General features: G+C 62.3%; 21 protein-coding genes and 2 tRNA genes. 10 read left to right on the top strand and 13 right to left on the bottom strand.

Features of this window, described 5'->3' with window-relative positions; all coding sequences use genetic code 11:
• The first annotated feature begins 38 nt into the window (after positions 1–38).
• The 4 genes from K1X12_RS11415 to K1X12_RS11430 are packed head-to-tail and all read left to right on the top strand — an operon-like array spanning position 39 to position 3353.
• Entirely contained in the window at positions 39–1310 is a 1272-nt protein-coding gene (locus tag K1X12_RS11415; RefSeq protein ID WP_225907955.1) for a 2-hydroxychromene-2-carboxylate isomerase, read from the top strand.
• A gap of 30 nt (positions 1311–1340) precedes the next feature.
• Positions 1341–1796, top strand: coding sequence for a DUF1330 domain-containing protein (locus K1X12_RS11420; protein ID WP_220987710.1), 456 nt, complete (start codon positions 1341–1343; stop codon positions 1794–1796).
• 59 nt (positions 1797–1855) lie between these two features.
• Positions 1856–2473: a TetR/AcrR family transcriptional regulator gene (locus K1X12_RS11425; protein ID WP_220987711.1), complete on the top strand. Its 618-nt coding sequence runs from the start codon at positions 1856–1858 to the stop codon at positions 2471–2473.
• Positions 2474–2483: 10 nt separating this feature from the next.
• The gene (locus K1X12_RS11430; protein ID WP_225907956.1) at positions 2484–3353 is read left to right on the top strand and encodes a formylglycine-generating enzyme family protein; all 870 of its coding nucleotides are present in this window, start codon (positions 2484–2486) and stop codon (positions 3351–3353) included.
• Between the two features lie 3 nt (positions 3354–3356).
• Here the strand turns inward: K1X12_RS11430 and K1X12_RS11435 are convergent, their stop codons facing one another.
• Both K1X12_RS11435 and K1X12_RS11440 read right to left on the bottom strand, forming a co-directional pair.
• Positions 3357–5018, bottom strand: a complete 1662-nt coding sequence (locus K1X12_RS11435; RefSeq protein WP_220987712.1) for a sulfatase — start codon at positions 5016–5018, stop codon at positions 3357–3359.
• A 5-nt stretch (positions 5019–5023) separates the two neighbouring features.
• Positions 5024–6790 carry an arylsulfatase gene (locus K1X12_RS11440; protein WP_220987713.1) on the bottom strand — a complete coding sequence of 589 codons (1767 nt, stop codon included), beginning with the start codon at positions 6788–6790 and terminating at the stop codon, positions 5024–5026.
• Positions 6791–6979: 189 nt separating this feature from the next.
• On the opposite strand from K1X12_RS11440, the gene K1X12_RS11445 reads away from it, so the two are divergent.
• A complete protein-coding gene (locus K1X12_RS11445; protein ID WP_220987714.1) occupies positions 6980–8932 on the top strand; it encodes an alkyl/aryl-sulfatase in 1953 nt (650 codons plus the stop codon).
• Positions 8933–8991: 59 nt separating this feature from the next.
• On the opposite strand, the gene K1X12_RS11450 is transcribed toward K1X12_RS11445, so the two are convergent.
• From K1X12_RS11450 to K1X12_RS11490, 9 genes are all read right to left on the bottom strand, one after another.
• Positions 8992–9372, bottom strand: a complete 381-nt coding sequence (locus tag K1X12_RS11450; RefSeq protein ID WP_220987715.1) for a hypothetical protein — start codon at positions 9370–9372, stop codon at positions 8992–8994.
• Between the two features lie 83 nt (positions 9373–9455).
• Entirely contained in the window at positions 9456–10478 is a 1023-nt protein-coding gene (locus K1X12_RS11455; RefSeq protein ID WP_220987716.1) for a DUF3137 domain-containing protein, read from the bottom strand.
• A gap of 82 nt (positions 10479–10560) precedes the next feature.
• Positions 10561–11097 (bottom strand): GNAT family N-acetyltransferase, encoded by a 537-nt coding sequence (locus tag K1X12_RS11460; protein ID WP_220987717.1) that lies wholly within the window; start codon positions 11095–11097, stop codon positions 10561–10563.
• On the bottom strand, positions 11087–12028 hold the full coding sequence (locus K1X12_RS11465) for an aldo/keto reductase (protein WP_369426110.1): 942 nt from the start codon (positions 12026–12028) through the stop codon (positions 11087–11089). Before K1X12_RS11465 ends, K1X12_RS11460 begins: the two co-directional genes overlap by 11 nt.
• Positions 12029–12031: 3 nt before the next feature.
• Entirely contained in the window at positions 12032–13045 is a 1014-nt protein-coding gene (locus tag K1X12_RS11470; RefSeq protein ID WP_220987719.1) for an isoaspartyl peptidase/L-asparaginase family protein, read from the bottom strand.
• Between the two features lie 2 nt (positions 13046–13047).
• Positions 13048–15918, bottom strand: coding sequence for a valine--tRNA ligase (locus K1X12_RS11475; RefSeq protein ID WP_220987720.1), 2871 nt, complete (start codon positions 15916–15918; stop codon positions 13048–13050).
• An 89-nt stretch (positions 15919–16007) separates the two neighbouring features.
• Positions 16008–16682: a PopZ family protein gene (locus K1X12_RS17125; RefSeq protein WP_304608259.1), complete on the bottom strand. Its 675-nt coding sequence runs from the start codon at positions 16680–16682 to the stop codon at positions 16008–16010.
• A gap of 99 nt (positions 16683–16781) precedes the next feature.
• A complete protein-coding gene (locus K1X12_RS11485) occupies positions 16782–18065 on the bottom strand; it encodes a TolC family outer membrane protein (RefSeq protein ID WP_220987721.1) in 1284 nt (427 codons plus the stop codon).
• Positions 18066–18160: 95 nt separating this feature from the next.
• On the bottom strand, positions 18161–18814 hold the full coding sequence (locus K1X12_RS11490; protein ID WP_220987722.1) for a protein-L-isoaspartate O-methyltransferase family protein: 654 nt from the start codon (positions 18812–18814) through the stop codon (positions 18161–18163).
• Between the two features lie 161 nt (positions 18815–18975).
• Between K1X12_RS11490 and K1X12_RS11495 the strand changes: the two genes are divergently transcribed.
• The 3 genes from K1X12_RS11495 to trpS all read left to right on the top strand — a co-directional run bounded on the left by K1X12_RS11495 (position 18976) and on the right by trpS (position 20724).
• Positions 18976–19049 (top strand) — tRNA-Cys (locus K1X12_RS11495).
• Between the two features lie 309 nt (positions 19050–19358).
• Positions 19359–19434 (top strand) — tRNA-Asn (locus K1X12_RS11500).
• Positions 19435–19704: 270 nt separating this feature from the next.
• Positions 19705–20724, top strand: coding sequence for a tryptophan--tRNA ligase (trpS, locus tag K1X12_RS11505; RefSeq protein ID WP_220987723.1), 1020 nt, complete (start codon positions 19705–19707; stop codon positions 20722–20724).
• A 41-nt stretch (positions 20725–20765) separates the two neighbouring features.
• Here trpS and K1X12_RS11510 read toward each other — a convergent pair whose 3' ends face one another.
• Entirely contained in the window at positions 20766–21338 is a 573-nt protein-coding gene (locus K1X12_RS11510; RefSeq protein WP_220987724.1) for a GNAT family N-acetyltransferase, read from the bottom strand.
• A 200-nt stretch (positions 21339–21538) separates the two neighbouring features.
• Positions 21539–22456, bottom strand: coding sequence for a LysR family transcriptional regulator (locus K1X12_RS11515; RefSeq protein WP_220987725.1), 918 nt, complete (start codon positions 22454–22456; stop codon positions 21539–21541).
• A gap of 117 nt (positions 22457–22573) precedes the next feature.
• On the opposite strand from K1X12_RS11515, the gene K1X12_RS11520 reads away from it, so the two are divergent.
• Together K1X12_RS11520 and K1X12_RS11525 are read left to right on the top strand one after the other, a co-directional pair.
• Positions 22574–23350: an SDR family oxidoreductase gene (locus K1X12_RS11520; RefSeq protein ID WP_220987726.1), complete on the top strand. Its 777-nt coding sequence runs from the start codon at positions 22574–22576 to the stop codon at positions 23348–23350.
• A 134-nt stretch (positions 23351–23484) separates the two neighbouring features.
• Positions 23485–24537 carry an NADP-dependent oxidoreductase gene (locus K1X12_RS11525; RefSeq protein WP_220987727.1) on the top strand — a complete coding sequence of 351 codons (1053 nt, stop codon included), beginning with the start codon at positions 23485–23487 and terminating at the stop codon, positions 24535–24537.
• The last annotated feature ends 77 nt before the right edge of the window (positions 24538–24614 follow it).

The raw sequence follows: 24614 nt of genomic DNA on the forward strand, positions 1-24614 counted from the left end.
GGCGGCAACAAGGCGACACAGTCGCCGGGGAGGAATTGATGTCGCTGAAAACGCTGATTGCCTCTCATGTGACCCAATATGTGACTGGCGAGAGCCGGCAGATGAAGCTGCGCGCGAACGCAGAGCGTAAACGGCAAAAGGAGGGGCGTGTGCACCAGGCCGAGTATTTCCATGTGGCGGGCGACCCCTATTCGCATCTTGTGCTTCAAGTGCTGCCGGCGCTGCAGGCGCGGTATGCGCTGAAGGTGAAGCCGATGCTGGCGCCGCCGCCGCGGGACTGGGCCGCGCCGGAACGCCAGAAACTGGAAGACTATTCACGCGAGGACGCCGCGCGGCTGGCCGCCAGGGCAGGCCTGAGCTTTGCCGATCCCGGCAGCCAGCCTTCGTCCGAGCGGCTGGCGGCGGCGGAAGCTGCGCTGGGCGCCTTGCTGGACGCGCCCGACTTTGCCCAGCGCGCCCTGGCGATCAGCGAAGCCCTCTGGACCGGCGCGCCCCTGCCGGCAGGCGGCGCGGCGCCGGTTGCGGCGCTGGCCGAAGCGGACGCGGCACGGGAGAAGCTCGGCCATTACCTCGGCGGCATGATCCACTATGAGGGCGAATGGTATTGGGGCGTGGACCGCCTGCATTATCTGGAACGGCGCCAGAGAGAGCTGGGCGCGCAGAAGGCCGGCGCGCCGGACGCCTTCCTGTTCGATCCGCCGGAAAGCCCGCGCGCGGGCGCCGATGTGGCCGCCGGCAAGGGCAAGGAGCTTCACTACTATCTCTCCTTCCGCAGCCCCTACACCTACATTGTGGCAGAGCGCGTGAAGGCGCTGGCCGAAGCCTATGGCGCGGAGCTGAAGCTGCGCTTCGTCTTGCCGATGGTGATGCGGGGCCTGCCGGTGCCCCGGATGAAGGGCATGTATATTACCAAGGACGTGGCCCGCGAGGCGCGCCGCATGGGCATTCCCTTCGGCAAGATTGCCGATCCCGTGGGCACGCCGGTGGAGCGCGGATACTCCATCCTGCCGATGGCGATGGAAGAGGGCGTCGGCTTTGAATTCTGCCACTCTTTTCTGAAAGGTGTGTGGGCGGAAGGCATTGATGCGGGCAGCGATGACGGTCTGAAGCAGATTGTAGAGCGGGCGGGGCTCGACTGGAGCCGGGCACGCGGCCTGATTGGCGGCGACCATTGGCGGGCCGAAGCCGAAGCCAACCGGGCGGAGATGATGGGCCTTGGCATCTGGGGCGTGCCCAGTTTCCGGGTGGGCGAGGTCGCCACCTGGGGGCAGGACCGGATGTGGATCATCGAGGACGCACTGAAAGGTTGATCCGGAAACATCCGGACAGGGAGGAAGAGTATGCAGGTTACGAATGAAATGTTTCCGACCGATCCGGCGGTCGTCCAACAGCTGATGCAGCCGGGACCGGAGGGGCCGATCTTCATGGTCAACCTCCTGAAGTTCAAGGACAAGGCAGAGTATGAGGATGGCCGGGAATGCAACCTCACCGGCAAGGAAGCCTACATGATCTATGGGCGCGCGGTTTCCGAGATCCTGCTCAAGTTTGGCGGCAAGGCGATCTTCGCAGGCGACGTGACCTTTCTGACGCTAGGGCAGGTGGAAGAGCTTTGGGATGAAGTGGCCATCGCGATGTATCCCCAGCGTGCCGATATGGTACGCATGTCGATGTCGGCCGAGTGGCAGGAAGCGGCGGTGCACCGGACGGCGGGCCTGAAAGGCCAGCTCAATATAGAAACCGTTTTACCTGCAAATATGAAGGATGCTCTGCTGTCACAAATGGGTGTCAAGGCATAGGCAGACCCGGACTTAATCGCTATTAAAACCGCTGAACCTGGTCTTGGTAAGGAAGCGTAATGTCTGAAATCCTCGAAAACAGCGCGGACACGGCGGATATGGCGTTTGAGAGCGAAGACGGCCGCAAGCGCCGGTCTGAGCGCAGCCGTGAGCAGATCGTCGAAGCGATGTTCGATCTTGTGCGCGGCGGGGAGCTTGATCCGGGCGCGGCACGGATTGCAGAGGTTGCCAATGTGAGCCTGCGGACCGTGTTCCGGCATTTTGAGGAGGTCGACGGCCTCTATCAGGAAATGAACCGGCGCGTGAAGGAAGACGTGATGCCAATCGTGCAGGCACCCTTCAACGCAACCAACTGGCGCGATACCGTCCGTGAACTGGTGGATCGCCGGTCAGAAGTTTTTGAGCGGATCATGCCGTTTCGCGTGTGCGGCAGCATCCGCCGGTTTCGCTCGTCCTTCCTTATGCAAGGGCATCAGGACTTCGTGGCCATGGAGCGTTCCATTCTGGACAGCGTTCTGCCCGAAGAAGTTCGCGCGAACATCGTGTTCGAGGCGGCATTTGATACCGCGCTCGGCTTCGACACCTGGCGGCGCCTGAGACAGGATCGCGGGCTTTCCTTCGATGAAGCGAAGGAAACGGTTCGTCATCTGGTCGAAGCGCTGCTGAAGTCGGTCTGAGGCATTCGCGATGCGCGTGTTGCTGGCGGCTTTATTGCTTACATCGGCAGCAGCATGCGGCGCGAAGGACAAGGTGGCAGCGGGTAGCTGCGGCCTCGCAGCGGACGATATTGGCAAGTTTGTCGATGTGCCGGGCGGAACGCTCGCCAAGGGTAAGAATGCCGTCTATCCCGAAGAAGGGCCGGAGGCGGAGCTGCATGTCGATCCGTTCCGTATACAGATCCATGAAGTCACCAATGGGCAGTTCGCAGCTTTCGTGGCGGCGACCGGCTATGTGACCGATGCCGAACGCGGCATTGCTGAAGGGCGGCCGGGGGCTGGCTCGGCTTTGTTTGATGGTGGGCGCTGGACGCTGGTGCCGGGGGCGAGCTGGAAAGCACCCGCCGGGCCGGGCTCTGATCTTGCGGGCAAGGAGAACTTGCCGGTGATCCATGTATCGCTGGCAGACGCTGAAGCTTATGCGCGCTGGGCGGGCGGGCGCATTCCCAGCGAGGAAGAATGGGAGCACGCCGCGCGCCTTGGCCTGCCTGATCCCGCGCGGGACACCTCCGGCGCCTTTGAAGACGATGGCACGCCGCGCGCGAATACCTGGCAGGGCATCTTTCCGGTGGCCAACACCGTTGACGATGGCTTTGCGGGACCTGCGCCTGCAGGGTGTTTTCCGGCAGACCGGCTCGGCCTTTACGACATGATCGGCAATGTGTGGGAGTGGACCGAGACGCCGTTTGCGCCGGGCAACAACACCATCAAGGGGGGCAGCTATCTCTGCGCCGACAATTTCTGCCGCCGCTATCGCCCGGCCGCGCGCCACCCGCAGGAGGTGGACTTCTCGTCCAACCATATCGGCTTCCGCATCGTGAAGGACGCAGAAGCCGAATAGGCGTCAGTTGGGCCAGTAGACGTATTCCTCGCCCTCGACATAGGCATCGGCCTGTGTGTGGTCGATCTTGATCGGGCTTTCGATTGTATACGGATAGAGCGGCGCGCGGGCGTCTTTCCAGTGCGCGTCGATCAGGGCCTGAAGCTCGGCGAGCTTTTCGGGCTGGCTGTCGGCGAGGTTTACCTGTTCTGTCGGATCCGTATTCAGGTCGAACAGCCAGGACTTTTGCTGGCGGCCATTGACTTGAAGTTTCCATCCGCCAGCGCGCACGACCTTGTAATAGCCGCTCGACCAGAAGATTGCGTCGTCCTTGCGTTCGACAGTGCCTGTGCCTGTTGCCAGCGGAAGCAGGTTCTGGCCATCGATCTCGACACCGGCGGGCAGGGCAGCGCCTGCAGCGGCGGCAAGCGTCGGCATCACGTCGATATGGGCAACGGGCTCATCCACCACTGTGCCGGGCTGGATAACGGCGGGCCATTTGACGAAGAGGGGCACGCGGATGCCGCCCTCGAACAGGGTGATCTTCCAGCCGCGATAGGGCTGGTTCACTTCCGGAATGCCGATATAACCCGCCCCGCCATTGTCGCTGGAGAAGACGATGATGGTGTTATCGGCAAGGCCTTCTTCTTCCAGCTTGTCCATGACGCGGCCAACGCTGCGGTCCACCGCGCGCATCATGGCGGCGTAGACGCGGGCGCGGTGGGGCTCGATATCGCCCACGGCCTCATAGTCTTCCTTCGTGGCCTGAAGCGGCGTGTGGATGCCCCAATGGGCGAGATAGAGGAAGAAGGGCTGGTTCTTGTTGGCGTCGATCACCTTCAGGGCTTCGTCGGTCCAGTAGTCGGTGAGGTAGCCGCCCGGTTCGAACCAGTCGCTGTCATTATAGCTTGCGGCGAATTGCATCCGTGCCCAGAGGAACTTGTCGATGGGGTCGAAGTCCAGCCGTGCTTCCACGCCGCGGGGATCGCCCGCGGGCAGGTAAAGCGCGCTGGCCATGTCGAGGCTTTCGTCAAAGCCCTGATCGTTCGGGCGGAAGGGCGCTTCGTTGCCAAGGTGCCATTTTCCGATATGGACGGTGTGATAGCCGCGTTCCTTCAGCACTTCGGCAATGGTCACCTCTTCGCCCGGCAGGCCTTGCTCCGCGAAGGGGGGCATCAGCTTTTCGTTTTCCTTCACTTGCTCGGTCGGCGGCAGGCCTGTGCGCATCTCGTTGGCAAACATGGGCACGATGCGGGACATGCCCGGCGGCGTGGGCGTGTATTCAAAGCCCGTGCGTGTGGGATAGCGCCCGGTCATCAGCATGGCGCGGGAGGGGGCGCAGGTGCCGGTGCCGGAATAGGCGGTGCTGAACAGTGCGCCTTGCGCGGCCAGCCGGTCGATATTCGGTGTCTTCACCCGGCCACCGGCCATGCCGCCGCCCAAGGTGGAGATGTCATTCATGCCCAGATCGTCGGCCAGAATGAAGATGATGTTCGGCGGACGCTCGGACGGCGCGAGCGCTGCCGCTGCCGGGCCTTGCATCCATTCGACAGGACGGTTGGGCGCCACATCCACACGGCCCGTATGGGTGACCATGTAGAGGATGATTTCCTTGCGATTGAAGAAAGCAAGCGCGCCGAGAATAAGGATGGCCGCGACGAGGCCAAGCAGGATCTTACGGAACATGATGTTTATGCCTTCTTTTTCAGGCCACGGCGGATATTTAGCCCGAACCAGATCAGGCCGCCCAGCAGGATGATGCCGCCGATGGCGAGCGCAATCATCTTCGGCATGGCCCGCTTCAGCACGGCGGCGGTCATGTTCTTCTGGACCTGCGAGACCGAGTTGTAACCGGCGGGTACTTCCAGCACGCCGACACGGGCGGCGTAAGCGGCATAGTCTGCCTGAAGCTGCGAGAAGATTTCCGGATGGGCGGCGGCCATGTCTGCCGTTTCGCCGGGATCGTTATCGAGATTGAACAGGCGCCATTGGCCATCGCCCCAGGGCTGGAGATTGCGGACGATTTTCCACGGGCCTTTGTAGAGCGCGGAGTTGCCGGAGACTTCGATGCCGACCGCGTCATTCTTCGAATAGGCGCCGGTCGCCGCGCCGGAGAGGACTGGCACCAGGCTGCGCCCATCAATGGAAACGCTGCCTTCGGGCGCAGGGCCGGCTTCGGCCATTTCCAGCAGGGTGGGTGTAATGTCGGTCACCATCGCGAAACTGTCGACGCGGCCACTGGCGATGCCGGGGCCAGACATGATGAGCGGCACGCGCAGGCCGCCCTCGGACACATAGAACTTGAACAGATAGCTGGGCGAAGATGCGGCGCTGGCAAATTCCGGCCCGATGAAGCCGTAGCTGCCTTTCTCGCCGATGCCCTCAATGCCGATATGGTAGCCATTGGATTCCAGCCAGGCAGCAAAGCGCGGGTCTTCCGCCGAGGAGGGCTCCGGGCCATTGTCCGACGTGATGACGAAGACGGTGTTCTCGAACTCACCGGTTTCCTTCAGCCGCTCAACCAGGCGGCCGATATGGAAATCCATCGCCTCCAGCATACCGGCATTTACGGCCATGCGCGCAGCAAACAGTTTTTGCTGGTCTTCAGGCAAGTCTTCCCATTTGCGCAGGTTTGGATGGAGCGCGGGCTTTGTGGCGCCTTGCGGAACAAGGCCGATTTCCTGCGCGCGCTGCCAGCGGCGCGTCTGCAACGCTTCCCATCCATCCTTATACGTATCGAGATAGTTTGAGGTGAATTCGGGCGGTGCCTGCACAGGAATGTGCACGGCCTGGAATCCCATATAGGCGAGGAAAGGCGCGTCGCCGGGCGTCTGGTCCATATATTCCATCATCTTGTCGACGATGAAGGTGGAGGAATAGAAGTCCGCTGGCAGGGCGGCGGGCTTGCCATCCTCATACCACGGCGCATCCGCATAATAGGGCATGTAGGACTTGTCTTCCCAGTTATCCGCGCCTGAAGCATCCAGCGCGAAAGACCGGTCGAAACCGTGTGCATCCGGACCATGGCCGTCGCCGCTGCCGAGGTGCCATTTGCCGGTCATCAGCGTGCGATAGCCGAGCGGCTTCAGGCGGGCGGCGAGGGTGGTGACGCCGGGTTCGAGGTTCATCGTATAGCCGGGCTTGCCCACATGTTCCGGCGGGAGGACTTCCGGAATGGTGGAGATGCCGGTGCGGTGATTGTCGATGCCTGTGAGCAGCATGGCGCGCGAGGGCGAACAGAGTGGGGAGGAGCGATACTGCGTGAACATCGCGCCGGAATTGGCCAGCGCGTCGATATTGGGCGTGGCCGCTTCGCCGCCATAGATGCCCAGATCCATCAACGCGGCATCGTCGATCACCATGACGATGAAGTTCGGCTTGTCCGGGGATGCCTGCGCGCCTGCCGGCGCAGAGACGGCAGCAAAAACGGCAACGGCGGCAAGAAGCATTCGCTTCATGATGTATCCCTCCCTTATTTTATCATTGCCGCCATCAGACATTATGACACGATCCGCGTCAATTGATTCCTGCGTTTCGATATTCAGGGTGATGGCGTGGGGGCAGCCTTGGCAATTCGCCTGTGGGGCGATAGCAGTTTCAACACACAGCGTGCCAATAGGCGCGCGAAGCTTATGGAGAGGATACTCATGCGCCGTTACCTGCTTGCGAGCGTTGCAGCCCTGATGCTGCCCGCCACCCTGGCTGCAGCCGAGCCCACCAAGGCGACCAAGGCGACGATCGAGGCCAATAAAGCCTTTGCCGCGGGCCTGCCCTGGGAAGATACGAGTGAAGCGGAACTGGCGGCGCGCGGCTTCATCGCGACGCGCGAAGATCCCATCATCACCGGCAAGGACGGGCAGGAGGTGTTCGACCTCAACGCCTATGACTTCACCGACGGCCCGGCGGCCGACACCATGAACCCGAGCCTCTGGCGCCATCTGGGCCTGCTGAAGAAGCATGGCCTGTTCGAGGTAACACCGGGCATCTGGCAGGTGCGCGGGTTCGACATTTCGGTGATGAGCATCATCGAAGGCGAGACAGGCTATATCATCGTTGATCCGTTGACGGTTACCGAAGCCTCGGCTGCCGCGATGGAGCTGGTGAAACAGCAGCTGGGCGACAAGCCGATCCATGCGGTGATCTACACGCACAGCCATGGCGACCATTTCGGCGGCGTGAAAGGCATTGTCGACGTGGCCGATGTGGAGGCCGGCAAGGTGCAGATCATCGCGCCAGATGGCTTTATGGAGCATGCCGTCAGCGAAAACCTGATTGCCGGCCCGGCGATGAGCCGGCGTGCGAACTTCCAGTTCGGATCGCGGCTTGAGCCGGGGCCGGCCGGGCAGGGCGGCGCGGGCATCGGCACCGGCATTCCGCGCGGCACGATCAGCCTCATACCGCCGACGCGCTCCATCATGCAGACCGGCGAAACGATGGTAATCGATGGTATCGAGTTTGAATTCCAGCTTACGCCGGGCACCGAGGCGCCAGCGGAAATGAACTTCTACCTGCCTCAGCTGCGTGCGCTCTGCCTTGCAGAGAATGCTAATGCGACGATGCACAATGTGCTGCCACCGCGGGGTTCGCTGGTGCGCGACGCAAAGGCCTGGGCGGATTACCTTACCGAGGCGATTGCACTGTATTCGGACAAGACAGACGTGATGTTTGTTTCCCATGGCTGGCCGCGCTGGGGCCAGGATGAGATCACCGATTTTATGTCGCATCACCGCGATGCCTACAAATACCTGCACGATCAGACCGTCCGCCTGATGAACAAGGGCTACACGGCCAGCGAGATTGCTGAAGTGATCGCGCTGCCCGATGCGCTGGCGTCCAAATGGTACAATCGCGGCTATTACGGAACGATGTCCCACAACTCGAAGGCGGTCTATCAGCGTTATCTCGGCTGGTATGATGGCAATCCGGCAAACCTCAACGCATGGCCGCCGGAAGAGGCCGGCAAGCGCTATGTCGCGGCGATGGGCGGCGCGAAGAAAGCGCTGAAGGTTGCCCAGAAAGCCTATGACGGCGGCGACTATCGCTGGGCGGCGCAGGTAGCGAGCCACATCGTGTTCACGGACGATACCAACACCAAGGCACGCGAACTACTGGCCAGGGCGTTCGAGCAGATGGGCTACCAGGCCGAAGGCTCTCTGTGGCGGAACATGTATCTGACCGGCGCCGCAGAAGCCCGCGAGGCTCCGAACGATCGTCAGATCACCACCGTTTCGCCCGACATGATCGGAGCCATCACCACGCCTCAGGTGTTTGATATGCTGGCGATCCGGCTGGACCCCGCCAAGGCGGAAGGGGTCAGCGCATCGGTCGCGTTTGTGTTCCCGGAACGGGGCGAGACGCGCCGTGTTTCCGTGCGCAACTCCGTGCTGGTGCATGAAGAGGGCCTTCCCGGCCCGGTGGACGCGACGGTGACCATTCCGCGCCCGGCCTTCCTGGCAATGCTGTTTGCCGGGCAGACGCCGGCGGCGCTGCGTGAGGCGGGCATCATGAAGGTGGAGGGCGATGAGGCTGCTACCGGCGCGCTCATGTCAGTCTTTGACGGGGCCGACACAGGCCCGCCCTTCGAGATCGTCACCCCCTGAAACGCGAAAGGCCGGGCACAAAGCCCGGCCTTTTGATTTGTGGGGATATGAATGCTGGCTTACTTCGCTGCGCAGCGCGTGTTGTAGGCCGTCACGTCGTCATTGAACCGGGTCACGGAGGACTGCAGCGCGAGTTCGCGGCTTGCGAGCAGCTTTTTGGCATCCTCATAGGTCGCCTTGGTGGCGTCCGCCGTAGCGGCGTGGCCGGCAGAGGCGCGGCGCATCACTTCGGCGTCGTCCCAGGCTTCGCCCGTGGACTCGACCGTTTCGGCAGCTTCGTCTCGGGTCTGTTTCAGCTTGGCGATCTCGGCCTGCAGGGGGCCAAGTTTTGCGGCCATCGCCTTGCACGCTTTCACGTCGGCGCTGCCATTGGCCTGCGCGGTTGCAACCGGGACAGCGGCCAGCAGGGCGGCAAGCATCAGGGGGCGCAAGATGGTCATGGGACTCTCCCTCTCTCTGCCTTCAAGTATCAGGCACGGCGATGAAGCCAGCCTGAACGGCTTTGCCGCCTCTCTGCCGCATTTCAGCTTTGGTTTTGCTCCATCCGGACACGCCCGTTGGTCACCTCGTCGATGATGCGGAACACGGCGTTGAAGTCGTTCAGAAGCTCGCGCACCCGGTCTGCGCTGTCGAGCGGCTTGAACATGCTGCCCGGTTCAAAAAGGTTGCCGCCTTGCAGGGTGATCAGGAGTTCGCCGCCATCGAAGCAGGCTTTCAGGTTTCCGCCCTTGAAGGTCGTCTCAAGGTCCACGAATTGTTGCATCAGGTCTGGCGTCAGCAGATACCTGCTTTCGACCTGATCTGTCGTATAGACCTCAAAGATCTTTTCGAACACGGGGTCTTCCAGTCCGGCGCGCTGCATGCCTTTCTGGCCGCTGCCCAAACGATTGAAGAAACCGGCATCGCGCGTAATCAGCGTGCGGCCATAGAAGGTCTTGTGAAAATCCAGTCGAAGGCACTGGCCCTTGAATACGGTGACCCATGTCGTCCGTGTCCGGCCTTTCGAGTCAGTCGTGGTCCGTTTTTCTTCAAGGTGTGCCTCGAATAGCTGGAAGTTCACCTCCCGGCGTACGCCCGTGATCAGGTCTTCATATTTCGACCGGTCCCAACCGGGCACAAGGCCGAGCGCCTTGTGTTGATAGATGGTGTCGACCGTACCTGGCTCGATCGTGAAGTCGATGCCGAGTTCTTCGGCGATGGGCACAACGATCAATCCTTTGGCTTCCTTGGCGAGCTTGCTAACGCCCTGCTCGCCAAAAGCGAAAACCATCAGCGCGATCATCACGCCAATGACGGGCACCCATATGGCCTGAGTTACAATGCCGCCGGCGACACCTGCCGCCAGAATAGCGCCCGAAATCCACCGGCTTTGGATTGCGCGCTTGGTTGCGGCGATCCGGTCTGCTTCACGCGCCTGCAGGGAGGGGCGAATGCGCTCCTCGAATATCTGGTCGAAGCCTTGAAACTCTTTGGGCAGTCCCGATAGCGCTTCGCGGATTGCGAGCGTCGCCGGTGAAGGTTGCGCGCTTGCGGTGTCGTCCGTCATTCCAGTCTTCCCGATATTCTTGCGTCCAGCCGCCAGCTTAGGGCGAGTTGTCGGGCGCCGGAAGGGCCCCATTCAGGGGGTATCAGAGGGGCAATCTCATCAGAAATTCAAGGTCTTCGTGCCGGCCGACCGGGAAAATGAATTCGCCAGCCTTTTCCCAGCCATAGCGGGCATAAAGCTTCTGCGCGCCGAAGTTTTCAGAATAGACGCTGAGATAAATTTCCGGTGCGCCCTTTGCCCGCGCCCAGGCAAGCGCTTCATCGACGAACCGGGTTCCCAGCCCACGCCCCTGTAGCGCCATATCGACATATAACCGTTTCAGCTCGGCCGCGCCGGGCGCAGCATTCTCTGCGGGTAGTGTCAGAGGACTGCAGACCATATAGGCAGCCAGCGTTCCATCTTCGGCTTCAGCCACACGAATGAATATTTCCGGGTCGGCGAGCCATTGACGATAGACTGCCTCGCCGTGGGACGTCTCCAGGAAGGAGGCCAGATCTTCGGGATGATAGAGCGTGCCGAATTTATCCATAAAGGTCTTGCGAGACAGGGCGGCGAGTGCCGCGACATCTCCGGGCACGGCATCGCGGACGGCAACGGCAGGCGCAACTTCAAGCGGCATCGAGTGCCTGCATGTCTTCAGCGGAAAGTTTCACGTTCGCCGCGGGCATGATCTCCTGCAGCTGGGCCACCGAAGTGGCGCTGGCGATCGGCGCCGTGATCGACGGCTTCGCCATGAGCCAGGCAAGGGCAACTTGCGCCAATGACGCATTGTGGCGGGCGGCAACGCCGTCCATCGCGGCCAGAAGCGCCGGGCCGCGCCCGGTGAGCAGCGCCTTCATCTGCCCGCCACGCATGCTTTTCTTCAGGTCTGCTTCGGTGCGGTACTTCCCCGTGAGGAATCCGCTGGCAAGCGAGAAATAAGGGATCACGCCGAGCCCTTCACGCGCACACACTTCCTCAAGCGCGCCTTCATACTGCTCGCGCACAAGCAGGTTGTAATGCGGCTGGAGCACTTCATACCGCGCGCGTTCGCCACCTGCCGCGCGCAGGGCTGAGTCCAGGCCGGGGGCGTCATAGTTAGAGCCACCGCAAGCGCGGATCTTGCCCGCTTTGATCAGGCGGTAATGCCCTTCCAGCGTTTCCTCAATCGGGGTTTCCGCATCGGGGAAGTGGGAGAAATAGAGATCGATATGGTCCGTCTTCAGACGATTCAGAGACGCTTCGCAGGCCTCGACGATATAGTCTGCCTTCAGGCCCTTGCCGCCTTCGCCCATGTCGGAGCCGGCCTTGGTGATCAGCAGCGTCTTCTCGCGCCGCCCGCCGCCAGTGGCAAACCAGTTGCCGATCACGGTTTCAGATTCGCCGCCTTGATGGCCCGGCATCCAGCGGGAATAGACGTTGGCGGTGTCGACCGCATTGAAGCCTGCGTCCACGAAGGCGTCGAGAATGGTGTGAGAGGTAGCCTCATCCGCCGTCCACCCGAAGACGTTTCCGCCCAGCACGAGCGGCGCTGTTTTCAGGCCGGATTTTCCAAGATCGCGCATTTCCATCGCTTACTCTCCTTCGCCGTAAATGGCGGTGCCCGAGCCGCTGGCGTCGATCCAGCCGCGATACATGCCGGCGGAATTGAACACGAAGCCATATTCGCCATTGCCGCCAATCACGATGACGCCGCCATCGCCGCCCAGCGCCGCCACTTCGCCGAGCGCGGTGCCGGCAGCTGTTTTTACGTCTTCTCCGGCGAGCTTCACCCGGTCACAGATCGTCTTGGCGACGCCGACCCGGATGAAATACTCGCCATGCCCGGTCGCCGAAACGGCGCAGACGCCGTTCTCCGCATAGGTCGCGGCGCCGATGATTGGCGAGTCGCCTACGCGGCCTTCGGCCTTGGCCGTCATCCCGCCGGTCGTCGTGGCGGCGGCAAGATTGCCGAAGCGGTCGATGGCGACGGCGCCTACAGTGCCGTGCCGGTCGGCGGCGGTGCGGGCGCGTTCGGTCAGCACACGCTCCAGCGCCTGACGGCGCCAGTCGGTGTCGAAATAGGAATTGTCCACCATGTCGAGGCCCTGCGCCTCGGCAAACTGGTCGGCGCCATTGCCGGAAAACATGACGTGTTCGGACTTGTCCATCACGGCGCGGGCCGCGAGGATCGGGTTCTTCACGCGCGTTACGCCCGCCACGGCGCCGGCATTCCGGTCGCGCCCGTCCATGATCGAGGCGTCGAGTTCATGCGTGCCGGCGGCTGTGAATACGGCGCCGCGCCCAGAATTGAACAGCGGGTCGTCTTCCATCGTCAGCACAGCGGCCTGCACGGCATCGATGGCTTCGCCGCCCGCGCGCAACACTTCGGCGCCTGCTTCCAGCGACGTGTTCAACGCGGCGATATAGGCCGCCTCGGTTTCCGGCGTCATGCTGCCCGGAAGGATCACGCCGGCCCCGCCATGGATCACCAGCCGCCACTCTGTGGTCGCCGGTTCCGGGGCGGGGGCAGGCTCGGAAGAAACACTGGCGCAGGCGGTCACGATCAATCCTCCGAGGGCGAATGCAACGCGGGCCAGTGTTTTCATCTTCAGATCCCCTCCAGGCTTGTTCGGGCAGCTTTCAGTTTTTCACGCCGCGCGCTCCAGTCGCGCACGCGCTCGCGGTTTTCTTCGACAATCTCTTCCGGCGCGCGGGCCACAAAGTCGGCATTCGACAGCTTTTTCTCCGTACTCAGGATGTCCTTGTCGAGCGTGGCGATTTCCTTGTCGAGACGTTTGCGCGCTTCAGACACGTCAATCAGGTCTGCAATGCTGAGCGCGGCGACGGTCGTGCCGACGACGGCAGAGACGGCGCCATTTGGCATTTCGCTCGGTAGGGTCACGTCTTCCACGCGGGCCATGCGGCGCAGGATTTCCTCATGGAACTGCGCGCGCTGAACATCCGTGGACGACGCATTGACGAAAGCCAGCGGCACCTTCGCGCCTGCCGGGACGCCCAGATCGCTGCGCAGCGAGCGGATCTCGGTGATCAGGTCGATCAGCCATTCGATCTCATCAGTCGCGCCAGTATCGGTCCAGCCGGTCGCCTCCGGCCATTTCTGCAGCATCAGGAAGCCCTGCTCATCGGCCCGGCCCGGCGCACGACGTTCCCACAACTCTTCAGTCACGAATGGCATGAACGGATGAAGCAGCTTCAGCGCTTCATCGATCACATAGCCGCACACCATGCGCGTCTCGGATTTGGCGCTGTCATCAAGGCCCGCCAGCAGCGGCTTGATCAGCTCCAGATACCAGTCGCACAGCGTGTTCCAGATGAAGCGATAGAGGGCGCCCGCCGCATCATTGAAGCGGTATTCCTCAAGGCCGCGTGTCACTTCCGATACGCAGGTGGCCAGCTCGCCGAGGATCCAGCGGTTGACCGGACGTTCGATCGTGGACGGATCAAGATCGCCCGGCGCGCCGCATTCGTTCATTTGGGCAAAGCGCACCGCGTTCCAGAGCTTCGTGGAGAAGTTCCGGTTGCCTTCGACGACCTGTTTCGACAGGCGAATGTTGCGGCCCTGGCCAGCGAGGCGGCCCATCGCAAAGCGCAGCGCATCGGCGCCATACTCGTTGATGAGGTCCAGCGGGTCCATGACGTTCCCTTTGGACTTCGACATCTTCTGGCCCTTCTCGTCGAGGACGAGGGCGTGAATGTAAACGTCCTTGAACGGAACCTGGTCCGTGAATTCGATGCCCATCATCATCATCCGGGCGACCCAGAAGAAGATGATGTCAAACGCGGTCACCAGCGTAGCGGTCGGATAGAAGGTCGCCAGATCCGACGTCTTCTCCGGCCAGCCCTGCGTCGAGAAGGGCCACAGCGCGGAGGAGAACCATGTGTCGAGAACGTCATCTTCCTGGAAGATGAGAATGCTCGGATCATAGTTATCTGCATTGAAGCGGTCGACGGCGGCTTCCTTGGATGCGGCCATCTCGATCGGATATCCTTTCGCGATCGCCGGTGCGTAATAGGTTTTCAGCTGTTGCTGTAGCGCCGCTTCGTCTTCGGCAACGAAGACCTTCATGGGGCGCGTGTTCGGGTTCTCGTCGAACTCCGCAACGTCTTCCAGTCCGCTGATGTCAGGACCATACCAGGCCGGAATCCGGTGGCCCCACCAGAGCTGGCGGGAGACGCACCAGGGCTGGATGTTGTCCATCCAGTTGTAATAGGTCTTTGTCCAGTTCTCAGGCACGAAGCGGGTTAGGCCATCTTCCACGGCCTTGCGTGCGGGCTTTGCCAGCGTGCCCGCATCGACATACCACTGGTCCGTCAGCCACGGCTCGATGACCACGCCGGAGCGGTCGCCGAAGGGCTGCTCGATCTTCAGTTTTTCGATCCGCTCAAGGAGTTCCAGCGCTTCGAAAGTCTCAACCACCTTGTCGCGCGCCTTGAACCGATCGAGGCCGCGGAAGTCTTCCGGGATGCCCGCCGTGTCGGCTTCGCCACCGCTGACGATTTCTGCGACGGCGTTGAGAATATTGAGCGGCGTGTGGCCCGCGCGCTTGCCGACTTCAAAGTCGTTGAAGTCGTGCGCTGGGGTGATCTTCACCGCGCCGGAGCCTTTTTCAGGATTGGCGTATTCGTCCGCCACGATCGGCACGCGGCGGCCAACGATCGGCAGTTCGACAAACTTGCCAACCAGGGACGCGTAGCGCGCGTCTTCGGGGTGAACGGCAACGCCGGTATCGCCCAGCATCGTTTCCGGGCGCGAGGTGGCAACCACGATATAGTTGCGCGTTTCGGTGCCGGCCGGATTGCCGTCTTCATCCTTGACCGGATGTTCATAGGTCACGCCATCGGCGAGGGGATAGCGCAGGTGCCAGTAATGCCCGTCGACTTCCTTCTGCTCGACTTCAAGGTCGGAGATGGCCGTCTGGAAATGCGGGTCCCAGTTCACCAGGCGCTTGTCGCGATAGAGCAGCTTCTTGCGGTAAAGCTCGACGAACACCTTGGTGACGGCCTTGGAGAGGCCTTCATCCATGGTGAAGCGCTCGCGGCTCCAGTCGCAGGAGGCGCCGAGGCGCTTGAGCTGGCCAACGATGGCGCCGCCCGATTGCTCTTTCCAGCTCCAGACGCGCTCAAGGAAGGCCTCGCGGCCCATCGTGCGGCGATCCTGATTGCCTTCGGCGGCCAGCTGGCGCTCGACCACCATCTGCGTGGCAATGCCCGCATGGTCCGTGCCCGGCTGCCACAGCACATTCTTGCCCCGCATCCGCTCAAACCGGATCAGCACATCCTGCAGCGTGTTGTTGAGCGCGTGGCCCATGTGCAGCACGCCGGTAACGTTCGGCGGCGGAATGACGATGGAATAGGCCTGGGCGCTGGTGTCGCCCGAAGGATGGAAGCAACCCGCTTCCTCCCAGGCTTTATACAGCCTCGGTTCGGCTTCGGCGGGGTCAAATCTCTGATCAAGCATCGTTTCGTATGGGCTTTGCGGGCAGGGCATAAAAGAAAAGCGCGCCGTTCGAGGCGCGCCGTTCCCTATAGCAAGTTTGAGGGATGAGGCTAGCGCGCCATGCGGGCGATCCGTTGTACCTCTGCCTCTACCTTCTCCTCGACGATCTTCGGAAGGTTGGCGTCGAGCCATTCCTTGATCATCGGGCGCAGGAGTTCGCGGACGAGGCCTTCGAGCGTGTTGTCGCTGCCCATATCCATCTTCGAGATCAGCTTGCCGAGCGCGCCGGCAGCCGATTCTGCGGTATTGGAGTTCGTCAGCGGCTCATTCTGGTAGCGCGGCGCGGCGGTCATTTGAGGCTCCGGTTGGGGGGCAGGCGGCGGATCGGCGCGCAGGACGGGCTGCGGCGCAGGTTTGACCGGCTCGGGCTCGGGCTGGCGAACTGGCTCTGGCGCAGGCGCGCGCTGTTCGCGGGCCTTCGAGGCGCCCAGCATCGCTTCAAACGTGTATTCGGGGCCTTTGAACTCGGTGGTCAGCGCTTCGGCGGTTTCGCTGGCGAGTTCGTCAGCCAGCTCGTCGCTGTCATCGCCTTCGAACATGCCAAGATCGTCGCCGTCGCCTTCAAAGGCGAAGCTGGGCGCGGCCGGTTTGGTTTCGGCAGTCGTTTCCCGCAAGACCGGGCGTGCAGGGGCCGCCGCAGCCGCCGGGCCATCATCCGCGATGATCTTCCGGATCGATGCGAGGATCTCCTCCATCGTCGGTTCTTTGTGTGCTTCGTTTGCCATCTCAGCCCCTCGCTGACGGAATCAGTATGTCTGATACCACCGATAGGCCGCCGGAGTTAACAAGCGTTTGACAAAGTTAACGCCTGACGGGCGAGTGGATCAGCCGATTGTGCCCAGCGCGCCCGTGGCACGCAGCAGGTTGTGAGCAGCAACATAAGCATCCCGCTCTGCTGCGACCAGCGCCAGACGTGCTTCAAACAGCTGCTGTTCCTGATCCAGCGCGTCGAGCGTAGAGCGCACGCCAACGGCGAGTTCTTCCTGAGCGCCCTCATAGGCGATTTCGGCGGCTTCGACCTGCCGGCGCGAGGCTTCGATGGCGCGTACGGAGGCTTCGTAGCTAAACCAGGCCTGCGTCACCTGCGCGCGAACCTGCGTTTCCAGGCTGTCGACGAATCGGCGGGCTTGTTCGCGGCGCAGCTTCGCGCCTTCAGTCTGCGCCTTCACCACGCCGCCGGTCAGCAGGGGAATGCGGGCCTGCGCAATGGCGGAAACGCTGGAATTGCTGACGGTCGAGTCCTGGCCATAGGTTTCCTGAATGCCGGCAGCGCCCACGATGCTCACTTGCGGGCGGCCATCGGCTTTTGCCGAATCGACGCCGGCTTCTGCGGCGCGCAGGTCTGCGCGGGCCGACGCGATGGTCGGGTTGTCCTTGATGGCCGAGGCGATTGCGTCGTCGATATTCGCCGGCAGCGGCGGGATCGGCGGCGGCGGGGCAAGGTCGCCAGGGCGCATGCCGGTCAGGAACTGATAATTGGCTTCGCTGGCCTGCAGCGTCGCTTCTGCGCCGGCGAGGGAGGCGCGGGCGCCTTCAAGGCGGGCTTGCGCCTGGGCAACGTCAGTACGGGTCACCACGCCAACATCGAACCGGTCCTGTGCAGCGCGCACCTGCTCGCCGGTCACGTCCACATTGTTCTGGCGGATGGAGACGGCTTCGCGATCGCGCACCACGTCCATGTAGGATGTAATCACCTGCAGGGTCAGGTCTTGCCGCGCGGCCTGGAAGCCGAGGTCTGCCGAATTGATACCGGCCTCTGCCTGACGGATGCCAGCAGCGATCTTTCCGCCGGTGTAGAGTGGCTGGATGATCTGCAACTGCGCCGTCGCAATCGGCTGGTCGCCCAGATTGAACGCAAACGGGCTGTTGGTGTCGACATACTGATAGCCGCCGGTCGCCGAAAGGTCGGCGGTCGGCCGGCCGGCGCCGCGCGCAGCTTGCAGGTTCTGGCGGGCGATCTCGGTGCTGTAGCGCTCGATCTCAAGCTGCGGATTGGTCGAGAAGGCTGCGGAGATCGCTTCCGGGAGGGTTTCTCCAACAGCCGGTGTTGCCAGACAAAGCGAAAGGAGGCTGGTCCCGATCAGCAGCCGGGGAGTGAGCTTACGCATAATGAGATACCCTGTTGGTGCGTCCAGCAGAGTATATAAGAACTTCTTTTAATAAGGTGAACGCTGTTCACCAAAACATAAAGCCGCAGGCTGCCTTAGAACGTAAAGCTGGGCTTCCGGTCGAATTGCGCCAGCCGCGGCGGGCAGGCATCGAAACCGTCGCGGGAAGACAGCGTATCGCCCGCCTTGGTGAACACCTTGCCACGGCCAATGCCGCCGGCATCCGCCATGACGGCTACCAGCCGGCCACCTTCGGACAGCTGCGCGCCCCAGGCGTCGGGCAGGGTTTCGACCATGCCGCATACGTAGATGACATCGAACGGCGCCTGTTCGGGCAGGCCGGCTTCAAGTTTGCCTTCCACCGGCGCCACGCGGTCGATGCCCAGCTCCGCAAAGCGGGTCGACATCGCGTCCACAAGGCCGGCATTGTCTTCCAATGCAATCACGGTGTCGGCGAGGTGGTTCAGCAGCGCCGCTTCATAGCCAGATCCAGCCGCAATCACGAGGACAACATCAGTCGGCTTCGCTTGCGCCATCTTCACCAGCTTGGCGGTGTCGCGCGGGGTCCACAGGGCGCGGCCCTTGGAGGTTTCGATTTCCAGCTCGGAATAGGCCACCGGGCGGCGGGAGCTGGGCACGAACTCTTCGCGTGGCGTGTGCATGAAAGCGGCGACAATGGCCGGATCGGTCACGTCATCGGGGCGGATCTGGCTGTCCACCATGATTTCGCGGGCTAGGTCGTAGTCCATCTCAATTCGCCGTTTCTGAATCGCTGGATAGGTCTGCCCCCTGTATCACGGCGGCGGCGCCGCGCAATGCGCAGGATCGCCGCTGTGTGCTTCTTCTGTGAAAGGTAGTGAAAGTCCGATTGTGTCGGCCGCGAAGCGCTGCTACAGGGCCTCTCTCCTGAGGCCCTATGGCGGAGTGGTGACGCAGCGGATTGCAAATCCGTGCACCCCGGTTCGATTCCGGGTGGGGCCTCCAGCATCTTTCCCGAAAACCCGATCCCCCAAACGCGCAGCCCGCAATGCTGAACGCGCGTGATTGCATTTGTTTCAAACTGTTTACCCAGCATTAACCAATTCGGGCGAACTTGGTCCTGTCTTCTCTTGGAGACACCCACCATCACCCAACGCCTTCGGCGGGAGCTTTGTCTCCCGCCTTTTTTCTTTCTGGGGCGGGGCGGTGGCTTGGCGGCCGCTTTCCACAATTCTCGGCTGATTTTGTGCAGAAGCCGCTATTTGCCTCTTGAACCTGAAACCCGGTCTGGCTATTCCCCCGTCTTCCAGCTGTTCCGCGATAGCTCAGTTGGTAGAGCAGGCGACTGTTAATCGCCCGGTCGCAGGTTCGAGTCCTGCTCGCGGAGCCACTCTTCTTCCAGGTAATTTAAGCGTTACGCGCCCTCTGTGGCGGCGTGTACGCTTGCGCGCGGTGTACGCAGGTGGCATCTGCCCCGCATGATGCGCGCTTTTCTTCCCGGATCTGCCAATTGGTGGCGCTCCTCACAGGAGCGGCGCGTCATCAGATTCAACTGAACCTTTGAACCCAGAAGACGCCTGCCGCCGGAAACCGGTCGGTCAGTAATCTTCGGATTTATGCGCTCACTGGATCTGGCGGCTTCCAATCAAGGAAACCGCACATGCACCCCGCCGCACCATTCAGCCAGACTATCCTCACCGGCGATCGCCCGACCGGCCCGCTTCATCTTGGCCATTATGCCGGCTCTCTCCAGAACCGGGTCCGGCTTCAGGATACGCACACGCAATACATCCTGCTCGCCGATACGCAGGCGCTGACCGACAATGCGCACGACCCCGGCAAGATCCGGAAGAATGTCCTCGAAGTCGCTCTCGATTATCTCGCAGCGGGGATCGATCCCGACAGGTCGACAATCTGTGTACAATCCGGATTGCCCGCTCTTGCTGAGCTGACGCTGCTTTATATGAACTTCGTCACGGTTGCGCGTCTGGAGCGAAACCCCACCATCAAGGATGAAATACGGGCACGCGGGTTTGGCCGGGACATCCCGGCCGGTTTCCTCTGCTATCCGGTTGCTCAGGCAGCGGACATAACTGGCTTCGGCGCTACTCTGGTCCCGGTGGGCGAAGACCAGTTGCCGCTCATAGAGCAGACCAACGAAATCGTCCGCCGTCTGAATCACCAGATCGGCAAACCGGTACTTTTGGAGGCAGAGGCGCTGGTTTCAAAAACTGGCCGCCTCCCCGGAACTGACGGGAAAACAAAGATGAGCAAGTCTCAGGGCAACGCCATTCCGCTGTCGTCCAGTCCGGAGATGCTGCGCCAGTTCGTGCGTCAGATGTATACCGATCCCAACCATATCCATGTCAGTGATCCGGGGCAGGTCGAAGGAAATGTCGTCTTCACATATCTCGATGCGTTTGACCCCGATGCACAGGCCGTTGCCGATCTGAAGGCGCATTACAGGCGCGGTGGATTGGGGGATGCGGTATTGAAGGCGCGGCTTTCTGGTGTGCTGGAAACCCTGGTCGGCCCGATCCGGGAGCGGCGGATGGAGATTTCCAGCCGGCCCGGCGATGTGTTCGACATGTTGCGCGATGGGACTGCGCGCGCCCGCAGGCTGACACAGGAAAGGATGGACGTGTTGGCTGGCGCGCTGGGGCTCTTCCGGTGCGCTTGATGTTCTTGTGCGGGCAAGAGCCAGGGGGGCGCAAAAGCGGGTTATTCCCGCGGCAGGGACCATTCCCCGTCGCCCAGGTGGCGCTGCATCATCACGGTGTCTTCCCACTGGCCAAACTTGAGGCCGACAGCCTTCAGCGTACCGACATTGGAAAAGCCGAGGCTGCGGTGCAGCGCCATGCAGGCCTCGTTGTGCCCGGTGCCCATCACGGCCAGCATCTGCCGCCAAGGGCCTTTCTCGCAGCGCGTGATGAGTTGGCCCAGCAGCGCGCTGCCCACACCGCGTCCGCCATGGGGCTCGCTCACATAGATGGAGTCCTCCACCGTGTAGCGATACGCCGTCCGCGTCCGGTAGGGGGAGGCGTAGCAGAAGCCGACGACCATCCCGTCGATCTCCGCCACCAGGAACGGCAGCCCCGCCGCCAGCACATTCGCCCGCCGCATCCGCATCTCGGGCATGGAAGGCGGGGTCTCTTCAAAGGTTGCGGGGCTGGTCAGAACGAAGTGGGCATAGATCGCCGTAATGGCGTCCATGTCAGCATCGTCGGCGTCGCGCACGGTGAGTGCAGCGTCGCGCCAGCCATTGCTCGTGTCGGAAATCAGGGCGTGTCCCATAGGTGCTCCAGCCGGTGCTTGGTTTTCTCACTCAGGCCGCAAAGTGTGGCCTCAAAGCAACAACCGGATTTTCCGTAAGGGCAAAGACTGCGCGGCATCCCATTTTTTGAGCAGGGATTTGCGCCGCGACGCGAATTCAGGGCAAAGCCGCTGAAATCGGAAAAATTTCATATGTCAGTAATGTAAGGCTGATTCGGAGTTCAGCGTCCCGGCGGATTGACCCGTTCGCGCATCAGCTGCGCCATCCAATCGGCAAACACCTGCAGCCGGTGGGAAAGGTGGCGCCGGTGCGGATAGACCAGCGCCATCGGCAGGGCTTCGGCCCGGTAAGCGGGTAACACCTCCACCAGCTCTCCGGACGCCAGCTGCGCCTGCACATCATAAGCAGGTATCTGGATCACCCCCAGTCCGGCGAGGCAGCACGCGATATAGGCCTCCGCGCTGTTGACCGTTACGCGACCCGGCAGCGCCAGCGTGTGTTCGGTGCCATCTTCAGTCCACTCCCAATCCTCCACGCGGCCCGTGGTGGGCGAGGCGTAGCGCACGGCATAGTGCCCGCTTTGAAGGTCGCGCGGCGTTTCGGGCGTGCCATGCCGGGCGAGATAGTCCGGGCTCGCCACATTGATGAGTTCCAGCAGGCCAAGATTGCGCGCGATCAGCCCGGAGTCCGGCAGCGCGCCAACCCGCAGCGCGCAGTCCACATTCTCCCCGATCAGGTCTACCGCCCGGTCCGTTGTCCCGATCTGCAGCTCGATGCCGGGATACCGCTCCAGGAAGCCGGGCAGGGCGGGCGCCACGATCAGCCGCCCGATCCGCCCGGGCATGTCCACGGTCAGCTTGCCCGCCGGCGCGCCCGCCCCGTCATGCCGGAACAGGCCCTCCAGCTCTTCGTTGTCCTCGATCAGGCGCAGGCAGCGCTCATAGAAGGAGATCCCGTCCTGCGTCGCCGAAACCGCCCGTGTCGTCCGGCTCAGCAGGCGCGTGCCCAGCCGGCCTTCCAGCGTGGCCACAGCGGTCGATACCGTCGAGCGGGGCAGGTTCAGCGTCGCGGCTGCCTTGGTGAAGCTGCCGGTTTCCACGACGCGCACAAACACGCGGTAAAGCTCGATCCGGTCCAAAGGGGCGCCGCCTGATGATTGTTCGAATATTTCGACAATAGTGGTCGAAATCAGGCCATTTATACCAAAAAATCCAGCGAATAAATCCTCCCTTACATGAGCCAAGGGAGACAAGCCATGACATCACCCCTCGTCCTGAAGGGTAAAACCGTCCTCATCGCAGGCGGCGCGAAGAATCTCGGCGGCCTGATCGCGAAAGACTTCGCCCAGCGCGGCGCCAAGGCCGTCGCCATTCACTACAACAGCCCCTCGGCCGCTGCCGAAGCCGAAAATACGCTTGAGGAAATCCGCTTCCAGGGTGCCCAGGCCTTTTCCTTCCGCGCTGACCTGACGACCGCTGGCGCCACCGAGAAACTCTTTGCAGACGCCAAGGCCGCCATGGGCCGCATCGACATTGCAGTGAACACGGTCGGCAAGGTGCTGAAAAAGCCGATGATCGACATCAGCGAAGCCGAGTTCGACGAGATGGACGCGGTCAACAACAAATGCGCCTTCTTCTTCCTGAAAGAGGCCGGCAAGCATCTGGAAGACAATGGCCGCGTCTGCACGCTGGTCACCTCGCTGCTCGGCGCCTTCACACCGTTCTATTCCAGCTATGCCGGCACCAAGGCCCCGGTGGAGCATTATACCCGCGCCGCCGCCAAGGAGTTTGGCGACCGGGGCATCTCGGTCACCGCCGTCGGCCCCGGCCCGATGGATACCCCCTTCTTCTATGGCCAGGAATCCGCGGACGCCCAAGCCTACCACAAATCGGCCGCCGCCCTGTCCGGCTTCTCGAAAACCGGCCTCACCGACATTGAAGACATCGTCCCCTATATCCGCTTCCTCGTCACCGAAGGCTGGTGGATGACCGGCCAGACGATCCTCGTGAATGGCGGCTACACGACGAAATAGTCCGTAGGCATATTTTCAGAATAGAAAAAGGCGGCTTCCGGGCCGCCTTTTTTGTTGCCGCCGGGGCATCGTTGACAGGTTTCCGGCCCGGCGCTCACTCTTCCCCAAAATATTGAGGGAGAGAGGTGTCAATCATGCCGGGCAGGATCAATCCGCATTGGGTTCTCGCGCGCACGCCGCCGGAGGGCTGGCCGAGTGACGCCGATTTTGCCTGGCGCGAGGCGCCCGCGCCGTCGCCCCAGCCGGGCCAGATGCTCACCCGCACGGTCTATCTCTCGCTCGATCCCTATCAATGGGGCCGCCGCCGCCGGGGCGTGGAACAGCCCGGCGAAGTCTGCCACGGGCGCGCGGTGTCCCAAGTCGTCGAAAGCCGGCTGGAAGGCTTCGCGGAGGGCGATTTCGTCTTCAACACAAATGGCTGGCAAACTTATGGGCTCACGGGCGAGGGCATCTCCGCTTTCGGCTATATGTTCCCGCGCAAGCTCGATCCGGCGCTTGCGCCGATTTCCTCCGCTGTCGGTGTAATGGGTATGCTCGGGCTCACGGCCTATTCCGGGCTCTATGTGCAATGCGCTCCGCGCGCGGGCGAAACAGTCGTCATTTCTGCGGCGTCAGGCGGCGTGGGGCAGGTGGCCGGCCAGCTTGCCCGCCTGCGCGGCTGCCGCGTCGTCGGCATCGCGGGCCGCGAGGAAAAATGCGCCTATGTGCGTGATGAGTTGGGCTTTGACGAATGCGTCTCCCATCTCGCGCCCGATTTTCAGGAACGTCTGTATGCGGCGTGTCCGGATGGCATCGATGTCTATTTTGAAAATGTCGGCGGCGCTGTGTTCGAGGCAGTCCTTGGGCGCCTCACCCCGAATGCCCGCATCACGCTATGCGGCCTTGCTTCCCAATACGGCGCGATGGGGGAAGACATCATGCAGACCTGGCGCGAAACCGGCGCCCCGGTGTTCCGCCGTCAGAACGTTCAGGTCCACCCGCTATTCGTGGGCGACTATGTTGCCAGCCATCAGGATCAGTTCCTCAGCCAAATGTCCGGCTGGCTGAAAGCCGGCCAGATCCGCTACCGGGAAGACATCCACAAAGGCCTCGAAACCGCCCCCCGCGCTTTCCAGTCCATGCTCTCCGGCGGCACCTTCGGAAAAACGCTGGTGCAGGTGTCGGAGGATGCATCAGCAAGCCGGTAAAGCGCCTGAGTACAGGATACGCGACGCCAAAGCGCGCGGCCTGAAGTCTGGCAATCTCTTGAAAATGGTGCCCGGCG

Source organism: Hyphomonas sediminis (genome assembly GCF_019679475.1).
Classification (GTDB): Bacteria; Pseudomonadota; Alphaproteobacteria; order Caulobacterales; family Hyphomonadaceae; genus Hyphomonas; species Hyphomonas sediminis.

Excerpts from the sequence above, each read along its gene's own strand:
- K1X12_RS11415 (WP_225907955.1), top strand. The coding sequence starts at position 39 with ATGTCGCTGAAAACGCTGATTGCCTCTCATGTGACCCAATATGTGACT.
- K1X12_RS11420 (WP_220987710.1), top strand. The coding sequence starts at position 1,341 with ATGCAGGTTACGAATGAAATGTTTCCGACCGATCCGGCGGTCGTCCAA.
- K1X12_RS11425 (WP_220987711.1), top strand. The coding sequence starts at position 1,856 with ATGTCTGAAATCCTCGAAAACAGCGCGGACACGGCGGATATGGCGTTT.
- K1X12_RS11430 (WP_225907956.1), top strand. The coding sequence starts at position 2,484 with ATGCGCGTGTTGCTGGCGGCTTTATTGCTTACATCGGCAGCAGCATGC.
- K1X12_RS11435 (WP_220987712.1), bottom strand. The coding sequence starts at position 5,018 with ATGTTCCGTAAGATCCTGCTTGGCCTCGTCGCGGCCATCCTTATTCTC.
- K1X12_RS11440 (WP_220987713.1), bottom strand. The coding sequence starts at position 6,790 with ATGAAGCGAATGCTTCTTGCCGCCGTTGCCGTTTTTGCTGCCGTCTCT.
- K1X12_RS11445 (WP_220987714.1), top strand. The coding sequence starts at position 6,980 with ATGCGCCGTTACCTGCTTGCGAGCGTTGCAGCCCTGATGCTGCCCGCC.
- K1X12_RS11450 (WP_220987715.1), bottom strand. The coding sequence starts at position 9,372 with ATGACCATCTTGCGCCCCCTGATGCTTGCCGCCCTGCTGGCCGCTGTC.
- K1X12_RS11455 (WP_220987716.1), bottom strand. The coding sequence starts at position 10,478 with ATGACGGACGACACCGCAAGCGCGCAACCTTCACCGGCGACGCTCGCA.
- K1X12_RS11460 (WP_220987717.1), bottom strand. The coding sequence starts at position 11,097 with ATGCCGCTTGAAGTTGCGCCTGCCGTTGCCGTCCGCGATGCCGTGCCC.
- K1X12_RS11465 (WP_369426110.1), bottom strand. The coding sequence starts at position 12,028 with ATGGAAATGCGCGATCTTGGAAAATCCGGCCTGAAAACAGCGCCGCTC.
- K1X12_RS11470 (WP_220987719.1), bottom strand. The coding sequence starts at position 13,045 with ATGAAAACACTGGCCCGCGTTGCATTCGCCCTCGGAGGATTGATCGTG.
- K1X12_RS11475 (WP_220987720.1), bottom strand. The coding sequence starts at position 15,918 with ATGCTTGATCAGAGATTTGACCCCGCCGAAGCCGAACCGAGGCTGTAT.
- K1X12_RS17125 (WP_304608259.1), bottom strand. The coding sequence starts at position 16,682 with ATGGCAAACGAAGCACACAAAGAACCGACGATGGAGGAGATCCTCGCA.
- K1X12_RS11485 (WP_220987721.1), bottom strand. The coding sequence starts at position 18,065 with ATGCGTAAGCTCACTCCCCGGCTGCTGATCGGGACCAGCCTCCTTTCG.
- K1X12_RS11490 (WP_220987722.1), bottom strand. The coding sequence starts at position 18,814 with ATGGACTACGACCTAGCCCGCGAAATCATGGTGGACAGCCAGATCCGC.
- trpS (WP_220987723.1), top strand. The coding sequence starts at position 19,705 with ATGCACCCCGCCGCACCATTCAGCCAGACTATCCTCACCGGCGATCGC.
- K1X12_RS11510 (WP_220987724.1), bottom strand. The coding sequence starts at position 21,338 with ATGGGACACGCCCTGATTTCCGACACGAGCAATGGCTGGCGCGACGCT.
- K1X12_RS11520 (WP_220987726.1), top strand. The coding sequence starts at position 22,574 with ATGACATCACCCCTCGTCCTGAAGGGTAAAACCGTCCTCATCGCAGGC.
- K1X12_RS11525 (WP_220987727.1), top strand. The coding sequence starts at position 23,485 with ATGCCGGGCAGGATCAATCCGCATTGGGTTCTCGCGCGCACGCCGCCG.